Below are 24538 nucleotides of genomic sequence, written 5' to 3'. Positions count from 1 at the left end.
TGGGATTTTCCTATACAGAGTGTGCGGTTTGTTGTATAAACAGCTCATTCCGCGCAAAAGCATCAGTCACGATCCTCCTGAATACATCCTAGGCGCTACCTATGATCGAGAGGTGGAACTTGAGCATCATGTGATCCCGCGTATGGTTGAGCTCTTTTATACCAGCTGGTATATTCGTGCGGGTATTGCAGAAATTCAATCCGGCGGCAAAACGCATTGGGCGCATGCTGGGCAGTGGGTTTTGTTCGATCCGATGTGCGAGCGCGGGCACCGCTTGAGCAATGGGCCGGCGCTGGTGTCGATCCGTTTTCGCATCAGTTGGCAGGGGCTGGATTACCTGCCGCCGTTGGCCGGGATACGCATCGTAGATGGGGCGGGGAAGCCCGGCATGCTGGCTGCCGCCGAGGCGCTGTGCCAGGCGAATGCCGTGGAGCATCACCCGACGTCAGCCGCTTATTTTGACCGGCAGGCGAAGTTTTACGATTGGCTGGCGATGTGGCGCGCTGAGCGCGAGGCGCTGGGCCCGGCTACGCTCACGCTGAATGATCCGCGGGTGCTGGCGATCATTGAAACCATGACGCAGCGGATCTCGATTCAGCCGATGGATTACGAGGAGCTACAGCGGGCGGTGGGGCTCTCCCGCGCGCAGATCAACCGCGTGTTTCACGAGGAAACGGGCCTGACTCCACGGCAGTGGATGGTGGCTCGCGTCCTGGGTGACGCACAGCGGAAGATCCGGCACGGGGCCTTCTCACTCAAGGAAATTGCGGTTTCACTGGGGTTCTTTGACGCCTCGCATTTTACGCGTTGGCATCGCCGACAGACCGGGCAGTCGCCCACGGACTGGCGGGACCAGCAAGCGGTTTGATTTTTCTAAAAGGAGCGTGTTGAAACTCGGCGGCGGCGGATGGCGATCACGGCGAGGGAAGCCAGACCGGCAATCAGCGCGTAGGTCTGCGGCTCGGGCACGGCGCCAAGGGTGTCGATACCGCTGCCATTCCAGCCGACGCTGTCGTAGAGCTCACCGCCTTCGAGGAGATCTCCAAGGCCATCGAGGTCGCCCAGGGAGTTGTAAACAGAGGCGAGAATGTCATAATTCTCATTGTCCCCGGTGTTGCCATTCCACTCCATGATGAGGCTCTCGTAGGTGCCAAAGTCCGTCGTGCTGACGTAGATGTTGCCGAACTCATCGGCGTAGAGGCCGCCGGCGCCTGCGGGCAGGCTGGATAGCAAGGTGGCGTCGGAGACACCTAGGGCTGTCCAGGAGCTGGTGTCCGCGAGGAAACTGGTGATGTCGCCATTGGCGAAGCTGATCAGCACATTGTCATCAAGGCCGTTGGTGCCGTAGATGAGGTTGCCCGTGATGTCGAAAGAGAAATCGGCCGAATACAGTCCTGCGCTGGCGAAAAGCACGGCGCTGTAGTCATTACTGGCGTCCAGGTAGTAGATACTGTTGCTGGCGATGACAAAGGCGTTGCCGCTGGAGTCGAACTCCAAGTCGTAGTTGAAGGAAACCGTCGTCTTCAAGTTCCAGGTTGGGGTGCTGTCGAGGTTGGTGACTTCGTAGATGCGGTCATCCGAGCCATCGTAGGTGGAGAAGCCAACCCAGACAGAAGTGCCGTCGGGAGACTGGCGAACAAAGCTGATGTAGGCGCTGTCGGCGTAGCTGTCTGGTGCGGCACCGTAGTCGGCGAGCACGCCACCGTTGGCGACGTCGTAGTTGCGCAGTGTGCTGGTGGTGGAGTCCCAGCCATAGGCTTTGGCACCGCCGTCATCGTAGATGTCGTAGGCACCTAGCGTGTAGGAGGAAAGAGCCTGGCCCACCGAATAACCCGCTGACGGATTGAGCGATTGTGCGTTAACTTGTGTTGCGACAGAGGCAAGCGCCCCAGCCAGCAGGAATGCAGGCAGTTTTGTTTTCATTTTGGAATAAAATTTTCTGCTAATATGCAGCCCTGGAATTAGAATGCAATATCTTAATTGCAGCATCCTGCCAAAAGTAGCCGGTGTTTGGCGGTCAAAAGTTTGCTTTAGATGACATGGGACTTTTGTAAGTCGTTGATATAGCTCAGGCCAAGTGCATAAAAGTACTGCTTTGCCCGAGCGAATTATCTAAGTGGGTTTTGCAAGTGTCAGATCACGAAAGGCTTGCGTTGTTTTTGACGCCAGGTAGCCATTCGAGGACCTCTTGGATCATTTTATCCCAATAGCCCCACTCGTGCGTGCCGCCGTTTTCGATGTAGTTCAGGGGCACGTCGAGCTCCTTGCAGACGTTGGCGAAGTTGCGGTTGTGCTCGATCAGGAAGTCCTGACGCCCGCAGCAGGCAAAGAGCTTAGGCAGGTCCACGCCTTCGGCCTTGAGCTGGGCCAGGCGATGGAAGAGGTCGGCCTGCGTGCCGCCGAGCTTGGCAGCTTGGTCGCCGAAAACAAAGGTCATGAATTCGCGGCGCCCGGGCTCGGTCATTTCGCCCATCGCAATGACGTCCAATGCGCCGGAGAGGCTGGCGGCGGCGCAGTAGCGCTCGGGATTGGCCAGGGCGAGCTTGATGGCGCCGTAGCCGCCCATGGACAGGCCGGCGATGTAGTTGTCTTCCCGCTTATCGGAGAGCGGAAAGAAGGAGCGGGCGACCTCGGGCAGCTCGTTTTCAAAGAAGTCGCCATAGCGGGAGCCGCCGTCAATGTTGTGGTAAAAACTGAGGTTGGCCTGCGGCATGATGACCGCCAGCCCGAGGCTCGACACGTAGCGCTCGATCGAGGTGCGGCGCATCCAGATCGTGTGGTCGTCCGAGCGCCCATGCAGGAGCCAGAGCGTCTTGTGTCGCCCCTGGCCGACGGCGCCGGTCATGCCGATCTGGCCGCTGGTTGCCTGCGGCAGGATCACGTTCATGCTGGTGGAAAAGCCCAGCACTTCGCTAAAGAAATCACACTGGATGAAGGCCATAAACCTCAACCAAGCCACACCCAAACGGGCAGCGCAAGGATTCTTCCGCGCGCCACATGGTAAACCGTTGCGCTGCTACTTGAGCGGGAAATGGACCACCGTCACCAGTTCGCGCTCAGGCGTTTCGCGCGGGTCGTTTTCGTAAGTTTCAAACGGCGGAAGCTTGCTGCTCGCGAAGGCTTTTGCACGCTGACGTGTCATCCCGGCTGACCACGGGTTGCCCAGCAGCTCGTAGGCGCCGGTGTGTTGAAGCGAAAAGACCTGGCAGCTCGGGATATTGCCCGCGGTGACGCCTTCTGGCGCTGAGCCATTGACGTTGGTGGGGATGCCAATGGTGAATTCGACGCGGCTTTTACCCAAGTCCCACTTGTGGTAGATGGAAAACGGCGCTCCCGTGGGTTCAAGCCCGGCAGCGTCCATTTTTTCAACGATCGAGCCGAAGGCCTTTTCCATCGCCGGTCCGACGTCGTTCATGGCGCATTGGTGGCGTATGCCCAGGTAGTCAAAGCCGTTAAAGGTTTCCTCGCCGCGAATATCCAGCGCGCAACCGCGGTCGCCGGTCTCAACGTAGTTCTTGAGCATCAGGAGGCCGCGCTCGTAGTCCATGCCGATCATGTTCTTCATCATCTTGGTGAGGAAAAACAGGAAGAAGGGCAGGGAGCTGTCCATTTTCCAGATGACTTTGGTCTGATCACCGGCGTTGGCGAACTCGAAGCGGACCTTGCTCTTGGACTTGAAAGGCTTGAGGAACGTCAAGTCGTAGTCGATGGAAACGCCCTCCTCTTCTTTGGTGACGACGATGTCGCCCGCGCCCACGAACTGGCCATTCCAGGCGTAGCGGCGTCCGTCCTTGGCAAACTCCAGATCGGCGTCGGGCTCGCAAATGAGCCACGGTGACCACTGGGGCCATTGGTGAAAGTCGCGGACCGTGGCATAGACTTTGCCGCGGGGCGCATTGAGCAACACAGAGCGTTCGACGGAAAACTTAGGCATGAGAGTAGCGGTGATGGAAGTCCTCCGTTTTAGGAAAAAATGTTAGCAGCGCGAGTTTTTTTGAACTACGAATGGCGCAGATGACCGCAGATATCCATCAGGCAATAGTCATTATCTGCGTCCATCTGCGCCATTCGTAGTTAACTCTCACATTGGAGTGGCTCCCACCTTTTTCGTTGAATCTGGCGCGGCGACCCGCTTAGCTGCTGAGTTTCCAGTTTAGCAATGAGTACTCTTCCCGCAATTAAGCAAGTTTCTGGCCGCGCCGTTCCTGTGCCCGGCGACGACGTCGACACCGACCGCATCATCCCGGCGCGCTTCATGAAGTGCGTCACATTCGATGGCCTGGGTGAATACGCCTTCTACGACGTGCGCTTCGATGCCGACGGCAACAAGAAGCAGCACCCGCTCAACGAAGAGCGCTTCGATGGTGCCTCAATCATGCTCGTGGGCTCCAACTTCGGCTGCGGCAGCTCCCGTGAGCACGCCCCCCAGAGCCTGCACAAGTTCGGCGTCCGCGCGATCATCGGCCTCAGCTATGCAGAAATTTTCTTTGGCAACTCGACCACGCTCGGCATTCCCTGTGTGAGCGTTTCCGAAGCCGACCGCGACGCCCTCGTCAAGATCGTCGACGCCGACCCGACCACCGAGATCAACGTCGACCTCGAAGGCAAGAAGGTCACCGCCGCGGGCCAAGAGTTTGCCCTGACCATGACGGAGTCCGCCCGCGAAGCCCTGCTCAACGCTGAGTGGGACGCCCTCGCGCTGCTCCTCAAGGACCAGGAAGACATCGAAGCCGTCGCCGGTAAGCTTTACAGCGTGTAGTTTGATGTATGCTTGGTTTTGGCAGAGACAAAAAGGCTGAGCCAAGATGGAAGAGCCACTACCCAATTCAGGAAGTGGATCATGTGTTACTGAAGTCCAACAGTATCTCGGTGGAGTTTTCTACTGCTCAGGGGAAAGAGCTATTGAGATTAGTTGGGCCGGAAACACCGCAGCATGGAAGTGCCTTTCTATACTGCCAAGAAATCCAAATACACGATAACAACGTAGAGGAGGGGAATTCATTAGAATTTGGTCGTTGGCGTGTCGAAATCTGGGATGAAGATAATCCCATCGACGCATTCGACTGCGATGAATATTCTCTCACTCCCGCAGTGCCAAATTGATATTCACGTTCTAGCCTCCCAATTGATTAGCCCATGCTCGAATCCTTAACAGACCGCATGACATCTGCCCTCCGCAACCTTCGCGGGGTGGGCAAGCTGTCCGAGGAAAACATGGCCGAGGCGCTCAAGGAAGTGCGCACGGCGCTGCTTTCGGCGGACGTGCACTTCAAGGTCGCGCGGCAGTTCATCAGCAACGTTAAGGAAAAGGCGGAGGGCCAGGAGGTCCTGAAGTCCGTCACCCCGGGCCAGCAGATCATTAAGATCATCAACGACGAGCTGGAGTCGCTGCTCGGCGAAGGCAGCACCGCGCTCGTCGACAAGAAGCCGCTGCGCATCATGATGGTCGGTTTGCATGGCGCGGGTAAAACGACCACCTCCGCCAAGCTCGCCAAGCGCATGGCCAAGCAGGGCTACAAGCCCGCGCTCATCGCGTGTGACGTCTATCGCCCGGCCGCCATCGACCAGCTCGAGACCCTCGGCCAGCGCGAGGAAATTCCGGTCTACACCGACCGCGATTCCAAGGACGTGCCGAAGATCGGCAAGCAGGGCCTCGCCTGGGCCAAGGAGCAAGAGCGCGACCTGATCATTTTCGACACCGCCGGCCGCCTACAGATCGATGAGGACCTCGTCCAGGAAATCATCAAGCTCAAGCAGGAGATTCAGCCGGACGAAGTTTTGCTCGTCGCGGACTCCGCGCTCGGCCAGGAGGCGGTCAACGTCGCCCAGCATTTCAATGAAGCGGTCCAGCTGACCGGTATTGTGCTGACCAAGCTCGATGGTGACGCCCGTGGTGGCGCCGCGTTGTCGATGAAGGCCATCACCGAGGTGCCGATCAAGTTCATGGGCACGGGCGAGAAGATCGACGAGTTCGACGTCTTCCACCCCGACCGCATGGCCCAGCGCATCCTTGGCATGGGCGACGTCGTGTCGCTCGTCGAGAAGGCCCAGGAAAACATCGACCAGAGCGAAGCCGAGCGCCTTGCCGAGAAGATGAAGAAGGCCGACTTCGACCTGGAAGACTTCCTCTCGCAGATGCGTCAGATCAAGAAAATGGGCTCCCTCGGCGGCATCATGAAGATGCTCCCCGGCGCGCACGGCCTTGAAATTGGCGACGAGCACGAGCAGCAGCTCAAGCGCACGGAAGCCATGATTTTATCCATGACGCCGCATGAGCGTCGCAACCCGCAAATCATCAACGGCAGCCGTCGCAAGCGCATTGCGATGGGCTCCGGCATGGAGGTCCGCGACCTCAACCAACTGCTCAAGCAGTTCGGCCAGATGCGCAAAATGATGAAGATGATGAAGGGCGGCAAGGGCCGGAAGCAAATGATGAAGATGGCCAAGCAAATGGGCGGCATGGGCGGCGGCGGCATGGGCCTCCCCGGCATGTAGCAGCGTGCCGCTGCACTGATAGATTTGCCCATTGGGCAAATTGCTTATCCAGCTGAATGGGGTATCGTCGCGGTCGCACAAAGGCTCATTATGGACCTGTAGCGACCCTTTTCGCACCAGTCGATTTGCTAGAGATAACATGAAATCACTGCGACCTGATCGGCCTACTTAAAAGAAAAGTGCTGCTATGCCCGCGCTTTGCGCTCAGTTTCGTAGATGGCGGCGAGGCGGGCGAAGTCTTCGTCGCGACTGCCGCTGACGATTACGTGGTCGTAGTGGACGGCTTCTTCGAGCTCCTTGGTCGCTGTTTCGATGCGGCGTTGTATTTCTGCATCGTCATCGCTGTTGCGGTGTTCGAGGCGTTCCCTGACTTGCTCGGGCGAGATCTGAATGAAGACCGTGACCACGCGGCCGCGAAGGGCGTCGTTATCCAGAGATGCTTGGCGGTAGGTCGCGGCACCTTGTACGTCTACGTTGAGCAGTAGGTCGATGCCAGCGGCGAGTTTGGCGTCAATCTCTCGCTTGAGGGAGCCATAGTAGCGGCCATGTACTTGGGCGTGCTCGTAGAACTCGCCGTGGTCGATCATTTTGCCGAATTCCTCTGGCGGGAAGAAATAGTAGTCGACGCCATCGGCTTCGCCGGGCCGGGGATCACGACTGGTAGAGGTGATGACGCGGCCAATCGTGTCGTAGTTCTCCAGCATGCGGTCGCAGACGGTGGTTTTACCGCTGCCCGCTGGACCTGAGACGACGAGCATGAGTCCGGACGAAGCGTGGGGTTCCATGCGTGGAAAATGGGGGGCGAAGGTGAAAGTTTAAAGGAAAAAGGAGAATGTTAAAGAATCTCTCCGCCTGAAAAGTTGGCGCTGAGCGTCTCGATCCGCCGTTTCATCCTGCTGGCATTTGCACACGGTGCAACTCCTTGGATGCAACGGCAGGCTGCTTAATAGGTAAACGAGGTCGCGACGAGTAGCGCGCCATAGGCGACGAAGGCGCCGCCGAAAAGCTTTGGGCGCTTGGGCTGTGCCCAGAGCCATTGGAAGAGGTCGCGCATGAGGTAGGGCATTGTGCCAATGAACATCGCTGCCACAATTAATAGGTAAACGGCGCTGACGAGCAGAAGGCGCTGGGGCAAGTCGTATTGCATGTAGGCGGCGTGGAGCAGCGGGCTCGCCGCGAGGAGAATCAGTCCGGCCAAGCCGCGCACGGCCAGGAAGTCAGGGGTGTATTTAAAGGCGCCGATAGCGGCAGCGCCAAAAACAAACAGCATGATCATCTTGTAGTCACCGAAGTCGGCTTTGCCCAGCTGAGTCACGAGCCACAGGAACCACAGCGCCGCGCCGCCAAAGAGCACGTAAGCCGCACTTTGCGAGCGCAGGAGCTTGGTGGCGCGTTGTTGGACGCCAGGACCGCCTTTCAGGAAAGGCAGCCCCCACGCAATTAGCGCGAGACCGGTCAACAAGGTTGCAAGAAAAAGCGACATGAAGCCTTGCACGATGGGGCATGCTGCTACGCATGAAAAGCCCAAAAATTTCAATCCGGCTAGACTTTGGCCCTCTGTCGCTGCGGGTTTTCAGCCCGGTAGTAAAATGGGGTTTAATGTTTAAATCACATTTTAGGTCTAAATTATCTAAAATTCTTACCGATATGAGCCGCATCTACCTCTGTTCTTCCCAGAAATATCATCAAATAGAAAAATGTCTCAAGAAAATCAGTCCGGATGCCGGGGTGACCTGTCACCCAAGCAGCGCTTTGAAATGGAACGCTGGGCGCGTTTGCATGGCATGACGATGGAAGAGTTCATGAGCAGCAATATTGCGGAACAGCAGCGAATTTTCCGTAATGTTCAGAGCCGGTCAGCCGCGTCGTGTTGTGAAAACGAGCCCGACACGGGCAACCGCCTGTAGGCCGATTGGCGAGTGGGCCAATGCTAGGTCACTGCGTTGGAAAATAAGCATTGGGAAGCATCCAGATACTCCCTACAAATCGACGCTTAAGTCTGACTGTGGTGGATTTAGTGCACTGTCCTCGACGACTGCACCGGATTTTTTAAGTTGGCTGGCGCCAGCCTTCATTGCTTCCCGGTCTTTGGCTTCCTGTGCCTTTTGCTCGGCGGTGGGTTCAGTGGTGGCGCAGGCGGTGAGCAGCGCGGCGGCAATTAATGCGACGGCGAGTTTCATGATTGTGGCGAGTCGGTCGTGAGTAGCGGCTTGATAATGGGCCAAAGGTTGTCGGCTATGATTTGCTGGCCTTTGGCGTTGGGGTGCATGCCGTCGGGCAGATTCAGCTTGGGGTCGCCCGCGACGCCATCGAGCAAATACGGGATCAGTATGGCGTCATTGGCTTCAGCTAGACTGACGTAGGCATTGGCGAATTCTTCACGGTAGGCCTCGCCGAGATTTGGCGGCATGAACATCCGGGCGACGACTACCTGCGCGTCCGGGTAGCGAGCTTTGACCGTGTCGAGGATCGCTTGCAAATTTTCCTGCATGTTGGCAACGGGCAGCCCGCGGAGCCCGTCGTTGGACCCCAGCGCGAGCACGAACACCGCGACGTCCTGCTTTTTACGTTTGAGGCCCGTCAGCGCCCACTTGATGCGCGCCTGTCCGCCAGCCGAGGTTTCTCCGCTGACCGCGGATGCGACGACCTCGTAGTCCGCCTGCAAGTTGTCTGCCTCGACCTTCTGCTGTAGCAGCGCTGGGTAGCCTTGATCGGGATCGAGCTGGTAGGCGGCGGTCAGGCTGTCGCCATAAAAGACCACGGCTGCGGGTTTCGCGAATGCTCCGAGCGTCGCCATTAATAAGAGAACCACGGCGAAAAAGCGATGGAACCAGTTGGCGCTCTGCGTGTTGTTTAACGTCATCGTTTGCAAAAGAGTCTGAAGCGTGTTCCTAAATTAGCAATGCCGGATAACCAACCAACACCTGCCAGCGCGCCCGTGCTGGAAGCCATCGACGTGCGCAAGAGCTACCAGGCTGCCCACGGAACGCTGGAGATCCTGAAGGGCGTCAACTTCACTATCGGCGCCGGCGAGACGCTGGCCATTGTCGGCCCGTCCGGTTGTGGTAAGACAACGCTTTTGGGGCTTTGTGCCGGGCTCGATAACCCGAGCGCGGGCTCGATCCGTTTGCAGGGCGTCGCTTGGGAAAACCTCACCGAGGACGGCCGCGCCAAGCTCCGGAACGAGCACGTGGGCTTCGTGTTTCAAAACTTCCAGCTGATCCCGACCCTCACCGCGCGCGAAAACGTGCTGGCCCCGCTCGAGCTGCGCGGCGAACGCGGTGTGGAAAAGAAGGCGCTCAAGTGGCTGGACAAAGTCGGTCTCGTCGACCGCGAAGACCATTACCCGATCCAACTCTCCGGCGGCGAGCAGCAGCGTGTGGCGCTGGCCCGCGCGTTCATCAACGACCCGAAGATTCTCTTTGCCGACGAGCCCACGGGTAACCTCGACCCCGAGACCGGCGAGCGCATTGAAGAGCTCCTCTTCGAGCTCAACCGCGACCACGGCGCAACGCTGGTCCTCGTCACTCACGATCTCGATCTGGCCAACCGCTGTCAGCGCCGACTCGGCGTCCGCGACGGGCAAATTGTTCAACTGTAAGGGAGTGCCATGGAGTTGAATTTAATCGTCTTACGATCACCGGACCCGGAAAAATTGGCCAAGTTTTACGAGGCGCTTTTGGGGCGTTCTTTGCCGAAGCATCGCCACGGGAAAGGGCCGGAGCATTTCGGAACCGAGCTGGGGAAGGTCGTCTTCGAAATTTATCCTCAGCGCGATGAGAGCGACTTAACCACTTGCCTACGCTTCGGGCTTGCAGTGCCAGATTTTGACCAAGTCTTCGTGATGGTTGAAGCCTCCGGCGGGAAAATTGTTTCGCCGCCCAAAGATTCGGAGTGGGGCCGTCGTATGGTCATCGACGATCCGGATGGGCACCGCATTGAAATCACCGCAGCCTCCTAATGTCCTTCACGCTCCTGACTGCCTGGCGCGATGCGCGCACCCAAAAGAAGCGACTGCTGTTGTGCGCGATTTCGATTGTGTTCGGTGTGGCGGCGCTGGTGGCGATTAATTCCTTTGGGGACAACCTCCGCTCCACGATGGACGAGGAGGCGCAAACGCTCCTCGGTTCGGACCTGCGGATTTCTTCGCGCACGCCTTATAGTGAGGCGGCCAAGTTCTACATTGAAAGCCTTGGCGGCGACCAGTCCCGTGAGACGCGCTTTAGCTCGATGGCGTATTTCCCGAGCACCGAAGATACGCGTCTCGTGCAGGTGCGCGCGGTCGAGGGAAACTACCCCTACTACGGTGAGTTTGAAACGCTGCCCGCCGGTGTGCGGGTGGGTGATCGCAGCGAGGCAATCGCGGTCGTCGACCCCGTGCTCCTTGCGCTTTTTAACCTGAAGGTCGGCGACCCGATCAAGCTCGGGCAGCAGACGTTTACCATCGCCGCGGAAATTGTCGAGGTGCCCGGCGAGTCGGCTTTTGCGGGGCTCTTCGCGCCGCGCGTTTACATTGCGGCGCGGTATCTGGAGGCCACGGATTTGATCGGCTTCGGCACGATCGCCTTCCATCGTTACGACATTAAGCTGCCCGATGGCGTCGATGCTGATGCGGTGGCCGAGCAGGCGAAGCAACGGCTTGGTGGCGAGCGCGTGCGCCTTACCACGATTGCTAAGCGCAAGGAAGATCTCGGGCAGTCGCTGGAAAATCTTTATCGCTTCTTCAACCTCGTGGGGATGATCGCGCTGCTGCTGGGTGGCGTGGGTGTGGCGGGCGCCGTGCAGGCTTACTTGCGTGGCAAGCTGGAGTCGGTCGCCGTGTTGCGCTTCCTTGGTTGCTCCGTGGGCGCGGCGTGTCGGGTGTTTCTCTGGCAGGTGTTGGCGGTGACCTTTGTGGGCGCATTGATCGGCGCCTCGCTCGGCGTGCTCGCGCAGGTGTGGCTGCCGGCGGTGATTGGGCCGCTGTTGCCGTTTGAGATCGAGAGCTTTGTCAGCTGGCCGCGCGTGCTCGAAGGCATGCTGTTCGGCTGGCTGATCGCGGCGCTGTTTTCCCTGCTGCCGCTCTTGCCCCTACGCAAGGTGAGCCCGCTGCGTGCGTTGCGGGCCAGCTTTCAGCCGCGCCGTCAATTTGACCCACTGGTGGCCTTGGTTTGGGGCGTGATTGTGGTCTTGCTCATTGCGTATTGCTCCTCGCAAACTGAAACCTGGTGGCATGGCGCGGCGTTTGCGGTCGGGTTGTTGGTGGCGTTGGTGGTCTTCACTGCGGCAGCAGCTTTGCTTCGCAAAGTATTGTCGCTAGTTGCCGGACGCGTGCAGAGCTACGTGTGCCGCCAAGGTTTGGCGAATTTGCACCGGCCCAACAACCGCACGCTGTTTCTCGTAGTGACGCTCGGCATGGGCGCGTTTCTGATTCAGACGCTGTTCCTGATCGAAGGCGTGCTCTTGAGCGATACACAACTGGTCGACGACGCTAACGAGCCGAACACCATGTTTTTTGATATCCAGACGGATCAACTCGCAGGCTTCGAGGACATCGTTCAGGGTGAGGGGATGACCATCGCTGATGGCGCGCCAATCGTTGCCATGCGTTTGGAGAAAGTGAATGGCCGCACGGTGGCGCAGATTAAGGCCGACCCAACCAGCGATATCGACAACTGGATTATCAACCGTGAGTGGCGCTCTACGTGGCGCGGCCAGCCCTCGGTGACGGAAACTGTGGTGGCCGGAGAGTTCGCCGGGCAGTGGAATGGCTTTGAGGAGCCGGTGCCGATTTCCCTCGAAGACGGCATGGCGGAAGACCTGAGGATCGGCGTCGGCGACACACTTACGTTCAATATTCAGGGCCTCACTTTGCAATGCAAAGTATCCTCGCTGCGCGAAGTAGATTGGAAACGCATGCGCCCGAATTTTTTCGCGGTCTTTCCGGAAGGCGTGCTCGAAGGCGCGCCCACCTGGCACCTCGCCTTTATCCGCGCGCCGGACAAAGAATCGCTCGCTACTTTGCAACGCAAAGTGGTGCAGGCCTACCCGAACATCACGGCCGTCGATCTGAGCATCGTCCTCGATGGCCTGCGCGACATCCTCGGGCGCGTGGCGTTCGCCCTGCGCTTCATGGCGTCGTTCACGCTGCTGACGGGCGTTGTGGTCCTGGCCTCGGCAGTCATCACCAGCCGCTACCAGCGCTTCCGCGAAAGCGTGCTCTTGCGAACCATCGGCGCCAGCGCCAAACAGATCCGCGCCATCATGGCCGTCGAATACTTGGCGGTCGGCCTGCTGGCGGGGCTGGTCGGCGCGTTACTGGCGTGGGCGGCAGCCGCGGGGCTGGCCATCTGGGTTTTCGAAACCGATCCGCCCGTGCCGATTATCGCCACGTTGGTTACGATCATCGTCACGACTGCGTTGACGCTCTTCACCGGCCTGGCCAACAGCCGCGGCATTTCCAACAGCCCACCACTGGCCGTCCTGCGCTCGGAAGAAGCGGGCTGATGGGGCTGGTCGAGATTAGGGTCCCGATTTCAGGCGATACGACTTGGCTCGGCCGCAAAGAGTCGCAAAAGCCACATAATATAAAGCATCACCCACTGCTTTGCGTTCTTATGCGCCTCTTTGTGGCCACTCATGTTTGATATTCGATAGCATTCGAAAAGAAAAGCGCCGCGCCCATTGGCAGGGCGCGGCGGCTTGAGATGGCGTTGAATTGCCTGCGGAATGATGGTCGCCTAAGCGGCCTCAGCTTCCGGCGAATTGTCCGTTGTCGCTTCAGCCTCGACGCTCGTGCGACGGGAGAGGCCGCTGGCCCGTTCCGAGCGCGGAACGTAGCCCATGGCCCGGTAGAGGGGGCTGTCATCGCCGTGGGCAGGGTTGCCGCATACACTATTACTGATTAGGCGTAGCGAATCGCGTTCGCCGCGCAACAGGAGGCTGTAGGTTTGCCGATCGCTGCTCAGCTGGAGCTTGCGTTGATCGACCTGGGCCTTGGCGTCTTCGATAGCCTGAAACTTGGCGGTGAATTCCGCCAAAGTCAGGCCACCAAAGGATTCTTCAGGCGCGAGTTGGGTCCACGCGCTCAAGATGGCGCGCATGCGTTCATGGTATTTTTGGTAGCTCATTCGTGGTGTGGTGGATGGTGGTTAGGCGCGCCCGGCCTTCGTGGCCAGACGTCATAGGAATCGCTCCCACACATAATATAATGAACAAAATGCGCCCAGAATAAAGCGCTAAATTTACTAAAAAGATTAAAATAGTAAATTATTCGCGGAGAATCGGCTTAGTTTACTAGCAGATTGACCTGTTTTTCCCGAAAACCAAGTCGATCCCGCGCCAAACCGAGTCGATCCTGGCTCAAACCGTGTCGATCCCGAGCAAAACCAAGACGTTCCAACGAAAATCCGGCTCGATTCGCCGAAGAACCCGTTGGTTCTTGCGGCGAAGCTGGGCGGCTCAGGGGAGGATTGGTTGGTCCCCATGTGGTCGATTCATTGCCGATGGGATGGTTTTGTAGAATCAAAGATCGATCCTGAATGAACTCCAAGGAAGCGTTGAATTTGACCGTCCTGTTCTGCGCGGAAGCGAGGGCTTAACTATCAGCGATAGTGTGGCGCGTTACGCGGGCCATGCTTCTCGTCCGAAGCGGCTAGAGTAATTGGGCCATCGGCTCATGATGAGGAGCATACATGACATTTAAAAAGCATCCCATCACTTGTTGTGCTAAAAAAGAAAACCTCGCGATTTGATTAAAGTCCTACATAGTTCTTCAATGCCTGTAGCAACAGAAAAAAGAAAAGCAAGAAGCGGAACCTTCATCGATAATTTGAAGCTTCCTGTTCATCGTTGGTTTCGTTACTCGGCTGGATTTTCGGCTGAATGGGTGAAGTCAGTGATCGAAGAGAACCGAGCTACATCCATCTTCGATCCATTTGTAGGATCAGGAACTACTTTATTGGCCGGTGATTCTTGCAGCATTCCCAGCGAAGGAATTGAATCGCATGTTTTTGTTAAGAGAATTGCTGATGCGAAGCTGTCTTGGGATTTTGACAGAAAGCGTTTTGCTGACTTCGTCAGCGACTTCCTTGCAAGAGTAGAGAACTTGAACGATGTAGAAGATCGCAGTGATGATAAATTGCTTGGAAAAATTTACGATAGAGAGACGCTGTCTATCCTAGAAAGATTTCGGCTATCGTATCTTGATTGTGAACTCCCAAAGGAGGCTAAGGAAGCAAAGCTGATTTGGCTCGGGATTACATCAATTCTACGACCATGTAGTCATGCTGGGACTGCTCAGTGGCAGTATGTTCTCCCGAACAAAAAGAAGAATTCGAGTAAATCACCATTTGATGCTTTTAATGCTTATTGCGATCAAGTGGTAGCAGATTCATTTCAAGTTCTTACTGAGGGATGGCACAAGAATTCAAGTGTTAGCTTGCACGATGCAAGAGAGACGATCGTTACTAACCGAGAGTATGATTTATTGGTTACGTCGCCGCCTTATCCAAATAATTACGATTACGCAGATGCGACGCGATTAGAAATGACGTTCTGGAAGGAAGTTGAAGGTTGGAAGGATTTGCAATCGGTGGTAAGGAAAAACCTTTTGCGTTCCTGCTCACAGCACTCAGCTGCAGAGCGCCTTGATCTCAATAGTTTGCTTAAGGAAGATTTACTCTCTCCGGTCATCGATGAAATAAGACCTGTTTGTGAGACGCTTGCTGAGGTTAGGATGACTAAAGGCGGAAAGAAAACCTACCATACGATGGTAGCCGCCTATTTTAGTGATTTAGCTAAGATCTTCAGCAATCTAAGGCCGATCATGGCCCAGGGCAGTAAAGTGTGCTTCGTAATCGGTGATTCAGCACCATATGGCGTTCATGTCCCAGCAGATAGGTGGCTGGGAGAACTTGCAGTAGCAGCTGGTTTCAAGGGGTACAGCTTTGAAAAGTTGAGGGATAGAAATATAAAGTGGGATAACCGGGTCCATAAAGTTCCACTTCACGAAGGAAACCTCTGGATCGAAGGATAGTTTATGGCAGAATCACCAGCACATAAGTTTGGGCAGATGATCGGGAACATGTTGGAGGAGATCATCTTTCCTTTTCTAAAAGAATTTTCCGATGAATATGGATACTACGTTGATCAAGCCGGCTTGAGAGGAAAGGCCAGAGCAGGGAAAAAGGTTAAGTGGCAAGATAAGTATGGGAATGACCATGATCTAGATTTTGTGATCGAAGATGGAGGTTCTAAAGATGTTAGAGGACGACCTCTTGCATTTATTGAGGCCGCATGGCGGCGATATACTAAGCATTCACGAAACAAGGCCCAAGAAATCCAAGGGGCTGTATTGCCTATCGCAGAACATTATGCATGGGATGCGCCATTTCTAGGGGCTGTAGTTGCAGGGATTTTCACTGAAAGTTCGTTGCAGCAGTTGAAATCAGTTGGTTTTAATGTTCTATACTTTTCTTATGATTCAATTATTTCGGCATTTTGCTCAGTCGGTATTGATGCGGAGTTCGATGAGGCTACACCTGATGAAGACTTCGCCAGATGTATTCAGGAAATCAAAGAATTAAATGCGGCGAAAAGACAGCAGTTGAAAGACAGATTAAAGGATCTGAATGCTACAGAAATAACAGTATTCATCGAGCGCCTCAGGAGCGTTTTAACGAGATCAATTCAGAAGATCATTATTAGCCCTCTCTTTGGCTCCTCTAGCGAATTTTCGGATATCGAACAGGCTGTTTCATTCTTGGGTGGGCGGTTTGATATTCCTGCAAGAAGTGAATTTAGGAAGATCGAAATTATAGTGGTCTACACGAACGGAGATAAAATCGAAGGGAGTTTTGCTACAGCTGAAAAAGGCGTAAAGTTCCTCGAATACGCCCAAAAAGAATAGGCACAACAAAGCGGTGTAGGTATCGACCTATGGTGGTGTGTCACATTGAAGATGCAGTTCCTGTGTAATTCACGCTAGGCTGGGCCCTTCAGCTCCCGGTGTCGGAAGCAGGCGGTTGTGTGGTCGTTGACCATGTCGACGGCTTGTATGAAGGCGTAGCAGATGGTGGAGTCGGCGAAGCAGAAGGCATGCTTTTTAAATTTCATGCGGATGGTGCTGGTTGTCTTGCTCTCGTTGGCGCACCGGGCGTTAAGTGTTCTGTGTGACCGGCTGGGGACAAATGTAAAAAACGCGCTAAACATGTGCCGTTTGGGTGCTTGTTGGGCGTTTTCTCTGATCTTCAGTCGGGCCGCTTGGGGGCAGGTGGAGTGAGTGCGGTGGAGTCGGCAGCAGACTGTAAATTTAAGGCAATTTCCCTGGTTGGACGTGGTTGTGTCTGGGCGCAACGCCTTACCCTGGCTTGGGCTCTCCCTTATTTGGGAGGCGTTTATCTGGTAGGTGGCTGAGCCCTTACAGGTGAAACTTGGTGCGGGCGGAGGGAATCGAACCCTCATCCCAAGTTTGGAAGACTCGTATACTAGCCGTTGTACTACGCCCGCATGACAAGGGGAAGGCTTGACCTTGTTCACTAATTAGGTCAAGTATAATTGCTCAAATTGCGCACCTTCAATCATTACTGCTATTGCGCGACGAAAGAACCAATTGATCCTGCATTAACTATGGCGATGTTAAGTCAAAGCGCGGCGACCACCTCAACCGGTGGGAGCGCCAAGAAGAAACCCTCTTTCGCAGAATCGCAGCGGCTGGCCAAGCAAAAGGCTTATGAGAAGCAGGCCCATCGCAAGAAGATCAAGCTGGATGAACTGGCTGTTTTCACGCAGCAAATTTCTTCGATGCTTGAGGCCGGTTTGCCGTTGGTGAGTGCGTTGGAAGCGTTGCAGGACCAAACGGAGAATCCGGTTTTTAAGATTATTATTCGAGATGTGCGCAATGACATCGCGGGAGGCACTGCCTTCTCCGATGCGGTGCGAAAGTTTCCTCGCGCCTTCCCGAACCTGTTCATTTCCATGGTGGAGGCTGGTGAGGCGTCGGGTGCGCTGGCGGACATTATGTCCAAGGTCGCGCTCTACTTTGAAGACTCCCTGGCCCTCATCAAAAAGGTCAAGAGCGCGATGACTTACCCGATTGCGGTTATCGGTTTGGCGGTAGTTCTGGTGAATGTGCTGCTCATTTTTGTGATCCCGGTATTCGCGGAAATGTTTGCTGATTTCGGTGCTGAGCTGCCGAAGCCGACGCAGATGCTGATCGATATTTCTAACTTCCTAAAGTTCAACATTCACTGGTTGATCCTTGGGGGTGTGGCTTTCTTCTGGACGCTTAAGCGCATCGTTGCCACGCCTCGCGGCCGTCGCGCTCAGCATGTTTTCTTCAGTAAGCTGCCGATTATTGGCAACCTCTCTCAAAAGGTGAATATTTCTCGCTTCTGCCGCACCTATGCGATTCTGCTGCGAAGCGGCGTGCCGATCCTCCGCACGCTCGAAATTTGCTCCAGCGCTTCGAATAACACCTTCATTGAAGACGCCTGCGTGAACTTTAGCCGACATATCAGCCAAGGGGGGCAATTGTCGGAAATCATTGCTGACACGCCTTACTTCCCGTCGATGGTCAAGCACATGGCCAAGGCCGGTGAGCAGACGGGTAATGTGGATGGCATGATGAATAAAATTGCCGACTTCTACGACGTGGAAGTGAACAATATTGTCGAATCACTGACATCGCTGATGGAGCCGATCCTCATTTGTGTGCTGGGTGTGGTCATTGGTGGTATCGTGATGGCGATGTTCCTGCCGATCTTCCAGTTGTCCAGTGTTGTGGGCGGCTAAAGTCGCGCGTTCTCCCCTCCCTTCACCGATCGATTTATGCCCAGTTTACTCATTGTTGATGACTTGCCTGCAATTCATGAAATGCTGACCGGGCTCATGGGCGCTACTGGCTATTTGTGTGCGGGCGCATCTTCGGGGGAGGAGGCATTGATGCGCTATCGGCAGAGCCGTTTCGATGTGGTGTTGATTGACTATGCCATGGAGCCGATGGATGGGCTTGAGCTGGCGCGCCGTCTTCTGGAGACTGATCCCAGTGTAATCATCATACTGATGTCAGGATTCTCCAGCGAGGAACTCTCTTCTGCTGCTATTGCTGCTGGCGTTTTTCTGGTCATTGAGAAACCCATTCAGGTGGATTCGCTTATGGTTGCCGTTGAGCGGGCGTATGAAGAGTCCAAGGTTCGCCGCCCGCAATTGTGTGAATCCGAGATCGAGAGCCTGCCGACTTTGGCAGAGCACCTTCAGCTTGCTGAGGAAAATTACGTGGGCTTTGTTATGGATGTTTGTGACGGCGATAAAGCTAAGGCATCCGCCATTCTTGGCATTGATCCATCTTAATGCCCTCCGGCGGTTTGGTCGGATTGCAGTCAAATGGGTTGGGCAAGTGTGGATGGTGTCTCCCGTGATCTGTTTCCTAGGGTATTGCCAATCGGTCTGGCGTCAACTTCAGTCATGTGGTTGCGGTCGGTTGGCGTGTTTCGATGGGGGGCGGCATTATCCATCCTCAATGTTCAAAAAAATCTTGCGACCAACTGCGGTTTAGCTTCGTGCTCTAGCTGCATTGCCTATCCGCCTTCTCACCGATCTTTATGAGCGAATCCAATCCCAAGAACTTCGACCTCGAAAACGGCGCGACTGTCGCTCAGTTGCCCGATGGGCAGTTTGGTGAGTTACGGATCGATTTCGACGACCATAGCCTGTTTGCCGTTGGGGAGGTGGATGGGCTTGGCGAGATGCGGGTATCGTTCGCGATTCCGGGGTTTTCATCCGAGTTGTCTTTTGGAGAGGAGGATGCCGATGGTAACGTGCCGCTCAATGCCGAGCTTCGCGTGTCGATTCAGGATCTGCATGCTGGCATTGCGCAGATTGATGAGCTCAACCAGCGTTGGGAATTCCTGTGGCCTACGGTGCTCGACGCCCTGATGGACGCACGTGCGGAATTTGAGCGTCCCAACGCGCCGACGCCTCAAAATTGCCAAATTAAGATTTCAGCACCCGGTCTATATGAAGGTGATGACAGCGGCCACTGGGCTTGCGATCTCTCTTTGACGCCCAGTGACGGCAATTTCTATGTCTTTTTCTCGCTCGATGGCGAAATTTTCGACACGGGGGCCGAGTTTTAATGCTGGAAGTCTGGGTGAGGCGCTGGTTTTTGATCGGATGGCCTATAGGTGAGTGCTCTAAGGCCAACAGGTTGGCTTGAGGTCAAACGCCCTCTAGGAATTGTGCGGCTTCCAGGATTTGAGTTCAGCCATGAGGTCGCGTGTCTGAGCAGCGTCCTCAAAGCGCTCTTCCTGAACGGCGGAGTCGAGCTGACGTTGCAGCTCTTGAATACGGTTGGCGACAAGTCCGGGGGTAATGGCGGCGTGGGGGATCTTGCCGCGGTGCACGCTGTCGGTATGCAGGCGTTTGAGTGCGGGCATGATTTTCTCTTCAAAGGCTTGGTAGCAATCCGCACAGCCAAAGCGGCCAGTGCGTTTCCAATCCCGCAAAGTGAAACCGCAGCTGGGGCATTTGGCCGAGTTGTGGTGCTGTTCGGCATGGTTGGTCTCGGCGGAGTCGAGTAATGCGTATGCGCCCGGTGAGAGCAGCCCAAGCTCGTCCGCGTGCTCAAGGCAGTAAGCACTGTGTGCTGAGTGGCCGGTTTTTACCAGGTTGATAAATACCTTTGCTGTCGCGCCGCAAATTACGCATTTCTTTTTACCACTCACGACTTTATATATGTCAGCAATTCGCCAATATTTCAATGAATCAACGACAGAACTGGTAATTTTTCGCCTGTATGATTTTTTTGGGGAACATTCGTCGCGAAGAAAAGTCCCATTAATTATACTGATCAAACAATAAATTTGGGGTGATAAATAAATTTAAGAAAAAGCTGTTGACATTGGCACAAACGAAGCTACAGTTAGCAGCATAATCAACTTTCTCCTACGGGAGATGGGGTAACAAGCAACGAGATAAAGTAGAAAACAATGGCTGGCGGTTTAGGGGTAGGCCGCCAGCCTTCAATTTCCGAAAGCGTCTTCTTAGAAAAGAAGGCGCTTTCATCTTTTTCGGTCTAAGCGAAGGTGGCGGATGGAGGTGCTTCATTGGGGAGTCGTCGCTGCCGGAGAAAACGCCTTTTGGAGCGTTCTTTTTATTTAACGCAAAATAGATTGAAAAAATCTGGAGGCGTATTCTTAATAGGATTCTGATTTTTATGCCAAAGTATACATTCGTTAACTCAACGAACCTTAACCTACGCGAGACCCCGCGCTGTGGCGGGCAATTGCGAGCATCCGACTCTTAATGGGAAAAGCACCATTCGGAAGAGGACGCGGCCGCAATTTTAACCGTGGCCCACGCAAAAACGAACGCATCCGCGTGCCGGAGATCCGTGTGATCGGACCCGATGGCAGACAAGTGGGCGTAATGAAGACCAAGGACGCTCTCGACTTAGCCAAGCAGGCTGGTTTGGACTTGCTCGAAGTTTCGCCGAACGCGCGCCCGCCGGTATGTCGTATTCTCGACTACGGTAAATACCAGTACGAGCAGAGTAAGCGTGAGAAGGATAGCAAGAAGTCGGCATCTGCCTCGCGCATGAAGGAAGTTAAGTTCCGTGTGCGCATTGAGGAGCACGACTACATGACCAAGCTCCGTCGCGCCGAAGATTTTCTCAATCACGGCTCCAAGCTGAAGATCACGCTCATGTTCCGTGGCCGTGAAATGCAGCATCAGGACCTCGGTTTCGTCGTCGTCAAGCGCGCCATCAACGACCTTCTGCACATCGGCCAGTCCGATAATCCGCCGAAGCTCGTGGGTCGTAATATCACCACGACGATGTCGCCGTTGCCTGCGGGCAAGCGCCAGCCGCTCAAGTATAGCCACCACCGTGGCGAAGACCCGGACGAGCACGAAGAAGATCACGACGACCACGCGGAAGAGCACGAGGACGAGCGCGAAGAATGATTTCGAGCGCTGAGCAGCTCGATCTACACGCATTCGCGCCGACGCTTCGCCGCTCTCATATCATCCGCGCTGTCTGGCTGATGCTCGCGTGCCTGTGTGCGTGGGTGCCGCTCGAAGGCGCAGTGACCCTGCACGGGCATCGCTACATTCCGCTGCCCGAGGTGGCGTCGCGTTTCGGCATGGACCACACGTGGCGCATTCGGGGGCAAGAGGCATCGATCCATAGTAAGTGGTCCAATCTCCGTTTCACGCTTCACCAAAGCCACTTCACTTACAACGGGCAGAAGGTTTACCTCGGCGAGCCAATCGCTCTGTCTGGCGGAGTGCTACATGTGACAGAGGTGGACTATGAGAATACGATCAAGCCGCTCTTTTTTCCACAGCAGTATGATCCGAAGCCTAAGCTTTACCACATCGTGCTCGACCCCGGACATGGTGGCAAGGACAGCGGTGCGCAGAATGCCAGCCTCAAGCTGAAGGAGAAATACTTGGCGATGGACTTGGCTAAGCGCGTGAAGGCTCGGCTGGAACGCTACGGCTACAAGGTAACGCTTACGCGGACGGACGACCGCTATATTCCGCTGGCCGACCGCCCGGAGTTCGCCAACCGCGTGAATGCCGATCTCTTTGTGAGCCTGCACTTCAATGCGATCACGAACGCCAAGGTTGACGGTATCGAAACTTACGTTTTCACCCCGGCGGGGCATGCTTCGACGAACGCGAAAACCGCGGACAAGCGTACCTATCCGGGCAATCGCGATGCTCCTTGGAGCATGTTGGCGGGTTACCACATTCAGTCGCAGATGATTAACAAAACGAAGGCGGATGACCGCGGCGTGAAGAAAGCCCGTTTTGCGGTGTTGAAGACGCTGAATTGCCCGGGCGTTCTAGTGGAAGGCGGTTTTGTAAGCCACCCACGTGAGGGGCGTAATATCGGCAGTTCAGCCTATCGCGACAAGTTAGCCGATGCGATCGTGGCTGGAATACTTAACTACCAAAAAGCCATCAACCGCGCGCGCGGCATCGACTCATGAACGCGACTCAGCTGCTCTTAATTGCCCTGGGGGGTGGCCTTGGCGCGGTTTCACGGGCGCTGGTTGGCCAGTGGTTGAAGGGTGATTTTCCTTGGGCCACGTTAACAGTCAATGTGCTGGGCTCGTTGATCATCGGGGTGGTTCTGGGCTGGTTTATGATTAGGACGAATACGCCCAATGCATTGAAATTGCTGTTTGCGACGGGCTTTTGTGGCGCCTTTACGACCTTTTCCACCTTCAGCTACGAAACGTTGGCCATGCTACAGGAGCAGCGCTGGGCGGCGGGCCTTGGCAACATCGCGCTCAATGTCGTCCTCTGCCTGGTGGCGACCTACGTGGGAATCAGGCTGGCCATTAGCTTGGGCAGCGCCTAGCGTGGCCAACATGCGTTTACATGCCCTGTTCGCAAGTTTCCTGCTAACCCTGACCCTGCATGCGGTAGAGCCGCAGCAAGTGGTGGTGATCGCCAATTCCAACGACCCTGACTCTCTGGCCATTGCCGAGTATTATCTGGCCAAGCGGAACATTCCGGAGCAAAACCTGATCACCATTGCGACCTCCAAGGGTGAGCGTCTGACGTGCCAGGAGTTCGTGGAGCAGATATTCAATCCCCTACGGGAAAAGCTCGTTGAAAAAAAATGGATGAACGCCGTGCTTTCCGACGATTACGACGCGGCCGGTCGCCGAAAAATGGTCCCGATGGGTCACAGTATCGGTTATCTGGTGCTCTGCCGTCTGCCGTATCAGGTGCATGGATACGAGGCTGGGGCGGTTAAGGCCTTCTCTCCGAATGCCACGGGCGCGATGGCTAACAGCCAGGCTTCGGTCGACAGTGAGTTGACCTACCTGCCAGTTGTGGACACGCCCCTCGCGGGCCCTGGTAAGAATCCGCTTTTTCAACAGAAAGTGCCCAATTATATGCAGCTGGGCAGCGTGATCAAGGTGGCGCGGCTCGATGGGCCGAGCGTGGCCGCGGTCAAACGCCTCATCGACAGCGCCTTGTTAGGCGAAGCCAATGGACTCAAGGGCCGAGGCTACATTGACAAGGGTGGACCGCATAAGCAGGGGGAGGGATGGCTGGACCAAGCCACGGCGCAGATCGAGAAGCTCGATTACCCGGTTTCCATCGATACGGCTAAACCACGTTTTGGCTGGACTGCGCGCATGGATGCGCCGGCGATTTACTTTGGTTGGTGGACGCACACGCCGGATGGGCCTTTTTCGGACCAGCGTTTTCGCTTTCCGGCGGGCGCCGTGGCGATTCACATCAGCAGTTTTTCGGGGCAGCATCTGCGCAAGCCGAACACTCGCTGGGGTGGGGGGCTCGTCGAGCGCGGCGTCGCCGCGACGGTCGGTAATGTTTACGAGCCCTACTTGCAACTGACGAACCAGCCGCAGCTTTATCTGGGGGCGCTGATGGACGGGATGTCCGCTGGCGATGCCGCATATTATTCGCTGCAAGGCCTGAGCTGGATGACGATTGTGCTCGGCGACCCACTTTACCAGCCCTTCAAGGTATCGCTTGAGGAACAGCTTGAAAACCTTGATCCGACCAACGAGCTTTCTCAATACGTCGTGCTGCGGCAGGCGGAAAAGATCCGCGACGCCGAGGGCGACGATGCGGCGTTCGAGTACCTGCGGCGACAATATCACCACGCGCCGGGTTTGGCGATTGCCTATGAGATTGCGCTAGGTTGGGAGAAGCGTTTTGAGCGGGCAAAGGCTGTAGCGCAGTTGGATTTTGTGACGCAGATGACTGCTTTTGCGCCGGAAAATGTCGGCTTGGCCTTTCAAATTTCCGAGCTCTTTGTGGAAATGCGAGAGCGAGAAAAGGCTTACCAGATTCTGCGGGTCATTGCCAACGATGCGCCAAACCGCAGCGCCAAGCTGGCCTTTCTTCCCAAGGCGATTCCGCTGGCCAATCAGTTTGGCGACCGTGTTTTGGCGAAGAATTGGCAATCGGACCTGGATGCGATCAAAGAGCAAATGCGGAAGGAGGCCGAGGAGCGCAAAGCTCGTCGCGAAGCGGCCAAGGCAGCCAAAAAGAAATAAGGCGCGGATCGCTC

At 55.7% G+C, this 24538-nt stretch carries 27 protein-coding genes and 1 tRNA gene; 17 read left to right on the top strand and 11 right to left on the bottom strand.

Features of this window, described 5'->3' with window-relative positions; all coding sequences use genetic code 11:
- Positions 1 to 31 precede the first annotated feature (31 nt).
- Positions 32 to 868: a helix-turn-helix domain-containing protein gene (locus RBB62_RS03360; protein ID WP_309397040.1), complete on the top strand. Its 837-nt coding sequence runs from the start codon at positions 32 to 34 to the stop codon at positions 866 to 868.
- A 5-nt stretch (positions 869 to 873) separates the two neighbouring features.
- Here RBB62_RS03360 and RBB62_RS03355 read toward each other — a convergent pair whose 3' ends face one another.
- From RBB62_RS03355 to RBB62_RS03345, 3 genes are all read right to left on the bottom strand, one after another.
- Positions 874 to 1923, bottom strand: a complete 1050-nt coding sequence (locus tag RBB62_RS03355; RefSeq protein ID WP_309397038.1) for a PEP-CTERM sorting domain-containing protein — start codon at positions 1921 to 1923, stop codon at positions 874 to 876.
- A gap of 214 nt (positions 1924 to 2137) precedes the next feature.
- Positions 2138 to 2941, bottom strand: a complete 804-nt coding sequence (locus RBB62_RS03350; protein WP_309397036.1) for an alpha/beta hydrolase — start codon at positions 2939 to 2941, stop codon at positions 2138 to 2140.
- A 75-nt stretch (positions 2942 to 3016) separates the two neighbouring features.
- Positions 3017 to 3934, bottom strand: a complete 918-nt coding sequence (locus RBB62_RS03345) for an SRPBCC family protein (protein ID WP_309397034.1) — start codon at positions 3932 to 3934, stop codon at positions 3017 to 3019.
- Positions 3935 to 4159: 225 nt separating this feature from the next.
- Between RBB62_RS03345 and leuD the strand changes: the two genes are divergently transcribed.
- From leuD to ffh, 3 genes are read left to right on the top strand one after another with little or no spacing between them, the layout of a single operon-like run.
- Positions 4160 to 4759, top strand: coding sequence for a 3-isopropylmalate dehydratase small subunit (leuD, locus tag RBB62_RS03340; RefSeq protein ID WP_309397032.1), 600 nt, complete (start codon positions 4160 to 4162; stop codon positions 4757 to 4759).
- Positions 4760 to 4767: 8 nt separating this feature from the next.
- On the top strand, positions 4768 to 5103 hold the full coding sequence (locus RBB62_RS03335; protein ID WP_309397030.1) for a hypothetical protein: 336 nt from the start codon (positions 4768 to 4770) through the stop codon (positions 5101 to 5103).
- 33 nt (positions 5104 to 5136) lie between these two features.
- Complete coding sequence (ffh, locus tag RBB62_RS03330; RefSeq protein WP_309397028.1) at positions 5137 to 6495, top strand: signal recognition particle protein; 1359 nt, start codon at positions 5137 to 5139, stop codon at positions 6493 to 6495.
- 185 nt (positions 6496 to 6680) lie between these two features.
- On the opposite strand, the gene gmk is transcribed toward ffh, so the two are convergent.
- Both gmk and RBB62_RS03320 read right to left on the bottom strand, forming a co-directional pair.
- On the bottom strand, positions 6681 to 7280 hold the full coding sequence (gmk, locus tag RBB62_RS03325) for a guanylate kinase (RefSeq protein WP_309397024.1): 600 nt from the start codon (positions 7278 to 7280) through the stop codon (positions 6681 to 6683).
- A 158-nt stretch (positions 7281 to 7438) separates the two neighbouring features.
- A complete protein-coding gene (locus RBB62_RS03320; protein ID WP_309397022.1) occupies positions 7439 to 7978 on the bottom strand; it encodes a hypothetical protein in 540 nt (179 codons plus the stop codon).
- 214 nt (positions 7979 to 8192) lie between these two features.
- Here RBB62_RS03320 and RBB62_RS03315 point away from each other — a divergent pair, with 214 nt between their 5' ends.
- The gene (locus tag RBB62_RS03315) at positions 8193 to 8402 is read left to right on the top strand and encodes a hypothetical protein (RefSeq protein ID WP_309397017.1); all 210 of its coding nucleotides are present in this window, start codon (positions 8193 to 8195) and stop codon (positions 8400 to 8402) included.
- Positions 8403 to 8474: 72 nt separating this feature from the next.
- On the opposite strand, the gene RBB62_RS03310 is transcribed toward RBB62_RS03315, so the two are convergent.
- Positions 8475 to 8675 carry a hypothetical protein gene (locus RBB62_RS03310; protein ID WP_309397015.1) on the bottom strand — a complete coding sequence of 67 codons (201 nt, stop codon included), beginning with the start codon at positions 8673 to 8675 and terminating at the stop codon, positions 8475 to 8477.
- Entirely contained in the window at positions 8672 to 9358 is a 687-nt protein-coding gene (locus RBB62_RS03305) for an arylesterase (protein WP_309397013.1), read from the bottom strand. Before RBB62_RS03305 ends, RBB62_RS03310 begins: the two co-directional genes overlap by 4 nt.
- A 39-nt stretch (positions 9359 to 9397) precedes the next feature.
- On the opposite strand from RBB62_RS03305, the gene RBB62_RS03300 reads away from it, so the two are divergent.
- The 3 genes from RBB62_RS03300 to RBB62_RS03290 are packed head-to-tail and all read left to right on the top strand — an operon-like array spanning position 9398 to position 12981.
- Positions 9398 to 10096, top strand: a complete 699-nt coding sequence (locus tag RBB62_RS03300) for an ABC transporter ATP-binding protein (protein ID WP_309397009.1) — start codon at positions 9398 to 9400, stop codon at positions 10094 to 10096.
- A 9-nt stretch (positions 10097 to 10105) separates the two neighbouring features.
- The gene (locus RBB62_RS03295) at positions 10106 to 10456 is read left to right on the top strand and encodes a VOC family protein (protein ID WP_309397007.1); all 351 of its coding nucleotides are present in this window, start codon (positions 10106 to 10108) and stop codon (positions 10454 to 10456) included.
- Positions 10456 to 12981 (top strand): ABC transporter permease, encoded by a 2526-nt coding sequence (locus tag RBB62_RS03290; protein ID WP_309397004.1) that lies wholly within the window; start codon positions 10456 to 10458, stop codon positions 12979 to 12981. The genes RBB62_RS03295 and RBB62_RS03290 overlap by 1 nt, the downstream gene beginning before the upstream one ends.
- 233 nt (positions 12982 to 13214) lie before the next feature.
- On the opposite strand, the gene RBB62_RS03285 is transcribed toward RBB62_RS03290, so the two are convergent.
- Positions 13215 to 13604: a hypothetical protein gene (locus RBB62_RS03285; RefSeq protein ID WP_309397000.1), complete on the bottom strand. Its 390-nt coding sequence runs from the start codon at positions 13602 to 13604 to the stop codon at positions 13215 to 13217.
- 647 nt (positions 13605 to 14251) lie between these two features.
- Here RBB62_RS03285 and RBB62_RS03280 point away from each other — a divergent pair.
- Positions 14252 to 15511 (top strand): hypothetical protein, encoded by a 1260-nt coding sequence (locus RBB62_RS03280; protein WP_309396998.1) that lies wholly within the window; start codon positions 14252 to 14254, stop codon positions 15509 to 15511.
- Positions 15512 to 15514: 3 nt separating this feature from the next.
- The gene (locus RBB62_RS03275) at positions 15515 to 16384 is read left to right on the top strand and encodes a hypothetical protein (protein WP_309396992.1); all 870 of its coding nucleotides are present in this window, start codon (positions 15515 to 15517) and stop codon (positions 16382 to 16384) included.
- Between the two features lie 74 nt (positions 16385 to 16458).
- On the opposite strand, the gene RBB62_RS03270 is transcribed toward RBB62_RS03275, so the two are convergent.
- Together RBB62_RS03270 and RBB62_RS03265 are read right to left on the bottom strand one after the other, a co-directional pair.
- Entirely contained in the window at positions 16459 to 16686 is a 228-nt protein-coding gene (locus RBB62_RS03270) for a DNA-3-methyladenine glycosylase I (protein ID WP_309396989.1), read from the bottom strand.
- A 222-nt stretch (positions 16687 to 16908) separates the two neighbouring features.
- A tRNA-Gly gene (locus tag RBB62_RS03265) sits at positions 16909 to 16983 on the bottom strand.
- Positions 16984 to 17103: 120 nt separating this feature from the next.
- Here RBB62_RS03265 and RBB62_RS03260 point away from each other — a divergent pair.
- The 3 genes from RBB62_RS03260 to RBB62_RS03250 all read left to right on the top strand — a co-directional run bounded on the left by RBB62_RS03260 (position 17104) and on the right by RBB62_RS03250 (position 19610).
- A complete protein-coding gene (locus RBB62_RS03260) occupies positions 17104 to 18267 on the top strand; it encodes a type II secretion system F family protein (RefSeq protein ID WP_309396987.1) in 1164 nt (387 codons plus the stop codon).
- A 36-nt stretch (positions 18268 to 18303) separates the two neighbouring features.
- Positions 18304 to 18825, top strand: coding sequence for a response regulator (locus RBB62_RS03255; RefSeq protein WP_309396985.1), 522 nt, complete (start codon positions 18304 to 18306; stop codon positions 18823 to 18825).
- 251 nt (positions 18826 to 19076) lie between these two features.
- The gene (locus RBB62_RS03250) at positions 19077 to 19610 is read left to right on the top strand and encodes a hypothetical protein (RefSeq protein WP_309396983.1); all 534 of its coding nucleotides are present in this window, start codon (positions 19077 to 19079) and stop codon (positions 19608 to 19610) included.
- A 93-nt stretch (positions 19611 to 19703) separates the two neighbouring features.
- On the opposite strand, the gene RBB62_RS03245 is transcribed toward RBB62_RS03250, so the two are convergent.
- Entirely contained in the window at positions 19704 to 20198 is a 495-nt protein-coding gene (locus RBB62_RS03245; protein WP_309396981.1) for a UvrB/UvrC motif-containing protein, read from the bottom strand.
- Between the two features lie 580 nt (positions 20199 to 20778).
- On the opposite strand from RBB62_RS03245, the gene infC reads away from it, so the two are divergent.
- Genes infC through RBB62_RS03225 form a run of 4 tightly spaced genes read left to right on the top strand, consistent with a single transcriptional unit; the run spans position 20779 to position 24524 of the window.
- Positions 20779 to 21438 carry a translation initiation factor IF-3 gene (infC, locus tag RBB62_RS03240; protein ID WP_309396979.1) on the top strand — a complete coding sequence of 220 codons (660 nt, stop codon included), beginning with the start codon at positions 20779 to 20781 and terminating at the stop codon, positions 21436 to 21438.
- Positions 21435 to 22472: an N-acetylmuramoyl-L-alanine amidase family protein gene (locus RBB62_RS03235; RefSeq protein WP_309396977.1), complete on the top strand. Its 1038-nt coding sequence runs from the start codon at positions 21435 to 21437 to the stop codon at positions 22470 to 22472. The genes infC and RBB62_RS03235 overlap by 4 nt, the downstream gene beginning before the upstream one ends.
- Positions 22469 to 22846, top strand: coding sequence for a fluoride efflux transporter CrcB (gene crcB / locus RBB62_RS03230; RefSeq protein WP_309396975.1), 378 nt, complete (start codon positions 22469 to 22471; stop codon positions 22844 to 22846). The genes RBB62_RS03235 and crcB overlap by 4 nt, the downstream gene beginning before the upstream one ends.
- 10 nt (positions 22847 to 22856) lie before the next feature.
- On the top strand, positions 22857 to 24524 hold the full coding sequence (locus tag RBB62_RS03225; RefSeq protein ID WP_309396973.1) for a TIGR03790 family protein: 1668 nt from the start codon (positions 22857 to 22859) through the stop codon (positions 24522 to 24524).
- Positions 24525 to 24538 lie beyond the last annotated feature (14 nt).

Source organism: Cerasicoccus maritimus, from assembly GCA_031296935.1.
Lineage (GTDB): Bacteria > Verrucomicrobiota > Verrucomicrobiia > Opitutales > Cerasicoccaceae > Cerasicoccus > Cerasicoccus maritimus.
The sequence above is the reverse complement of the archived record's forward strand: the minus strand, read 5'-3'. Positions and strand labels throughout refer to the sequence as shown.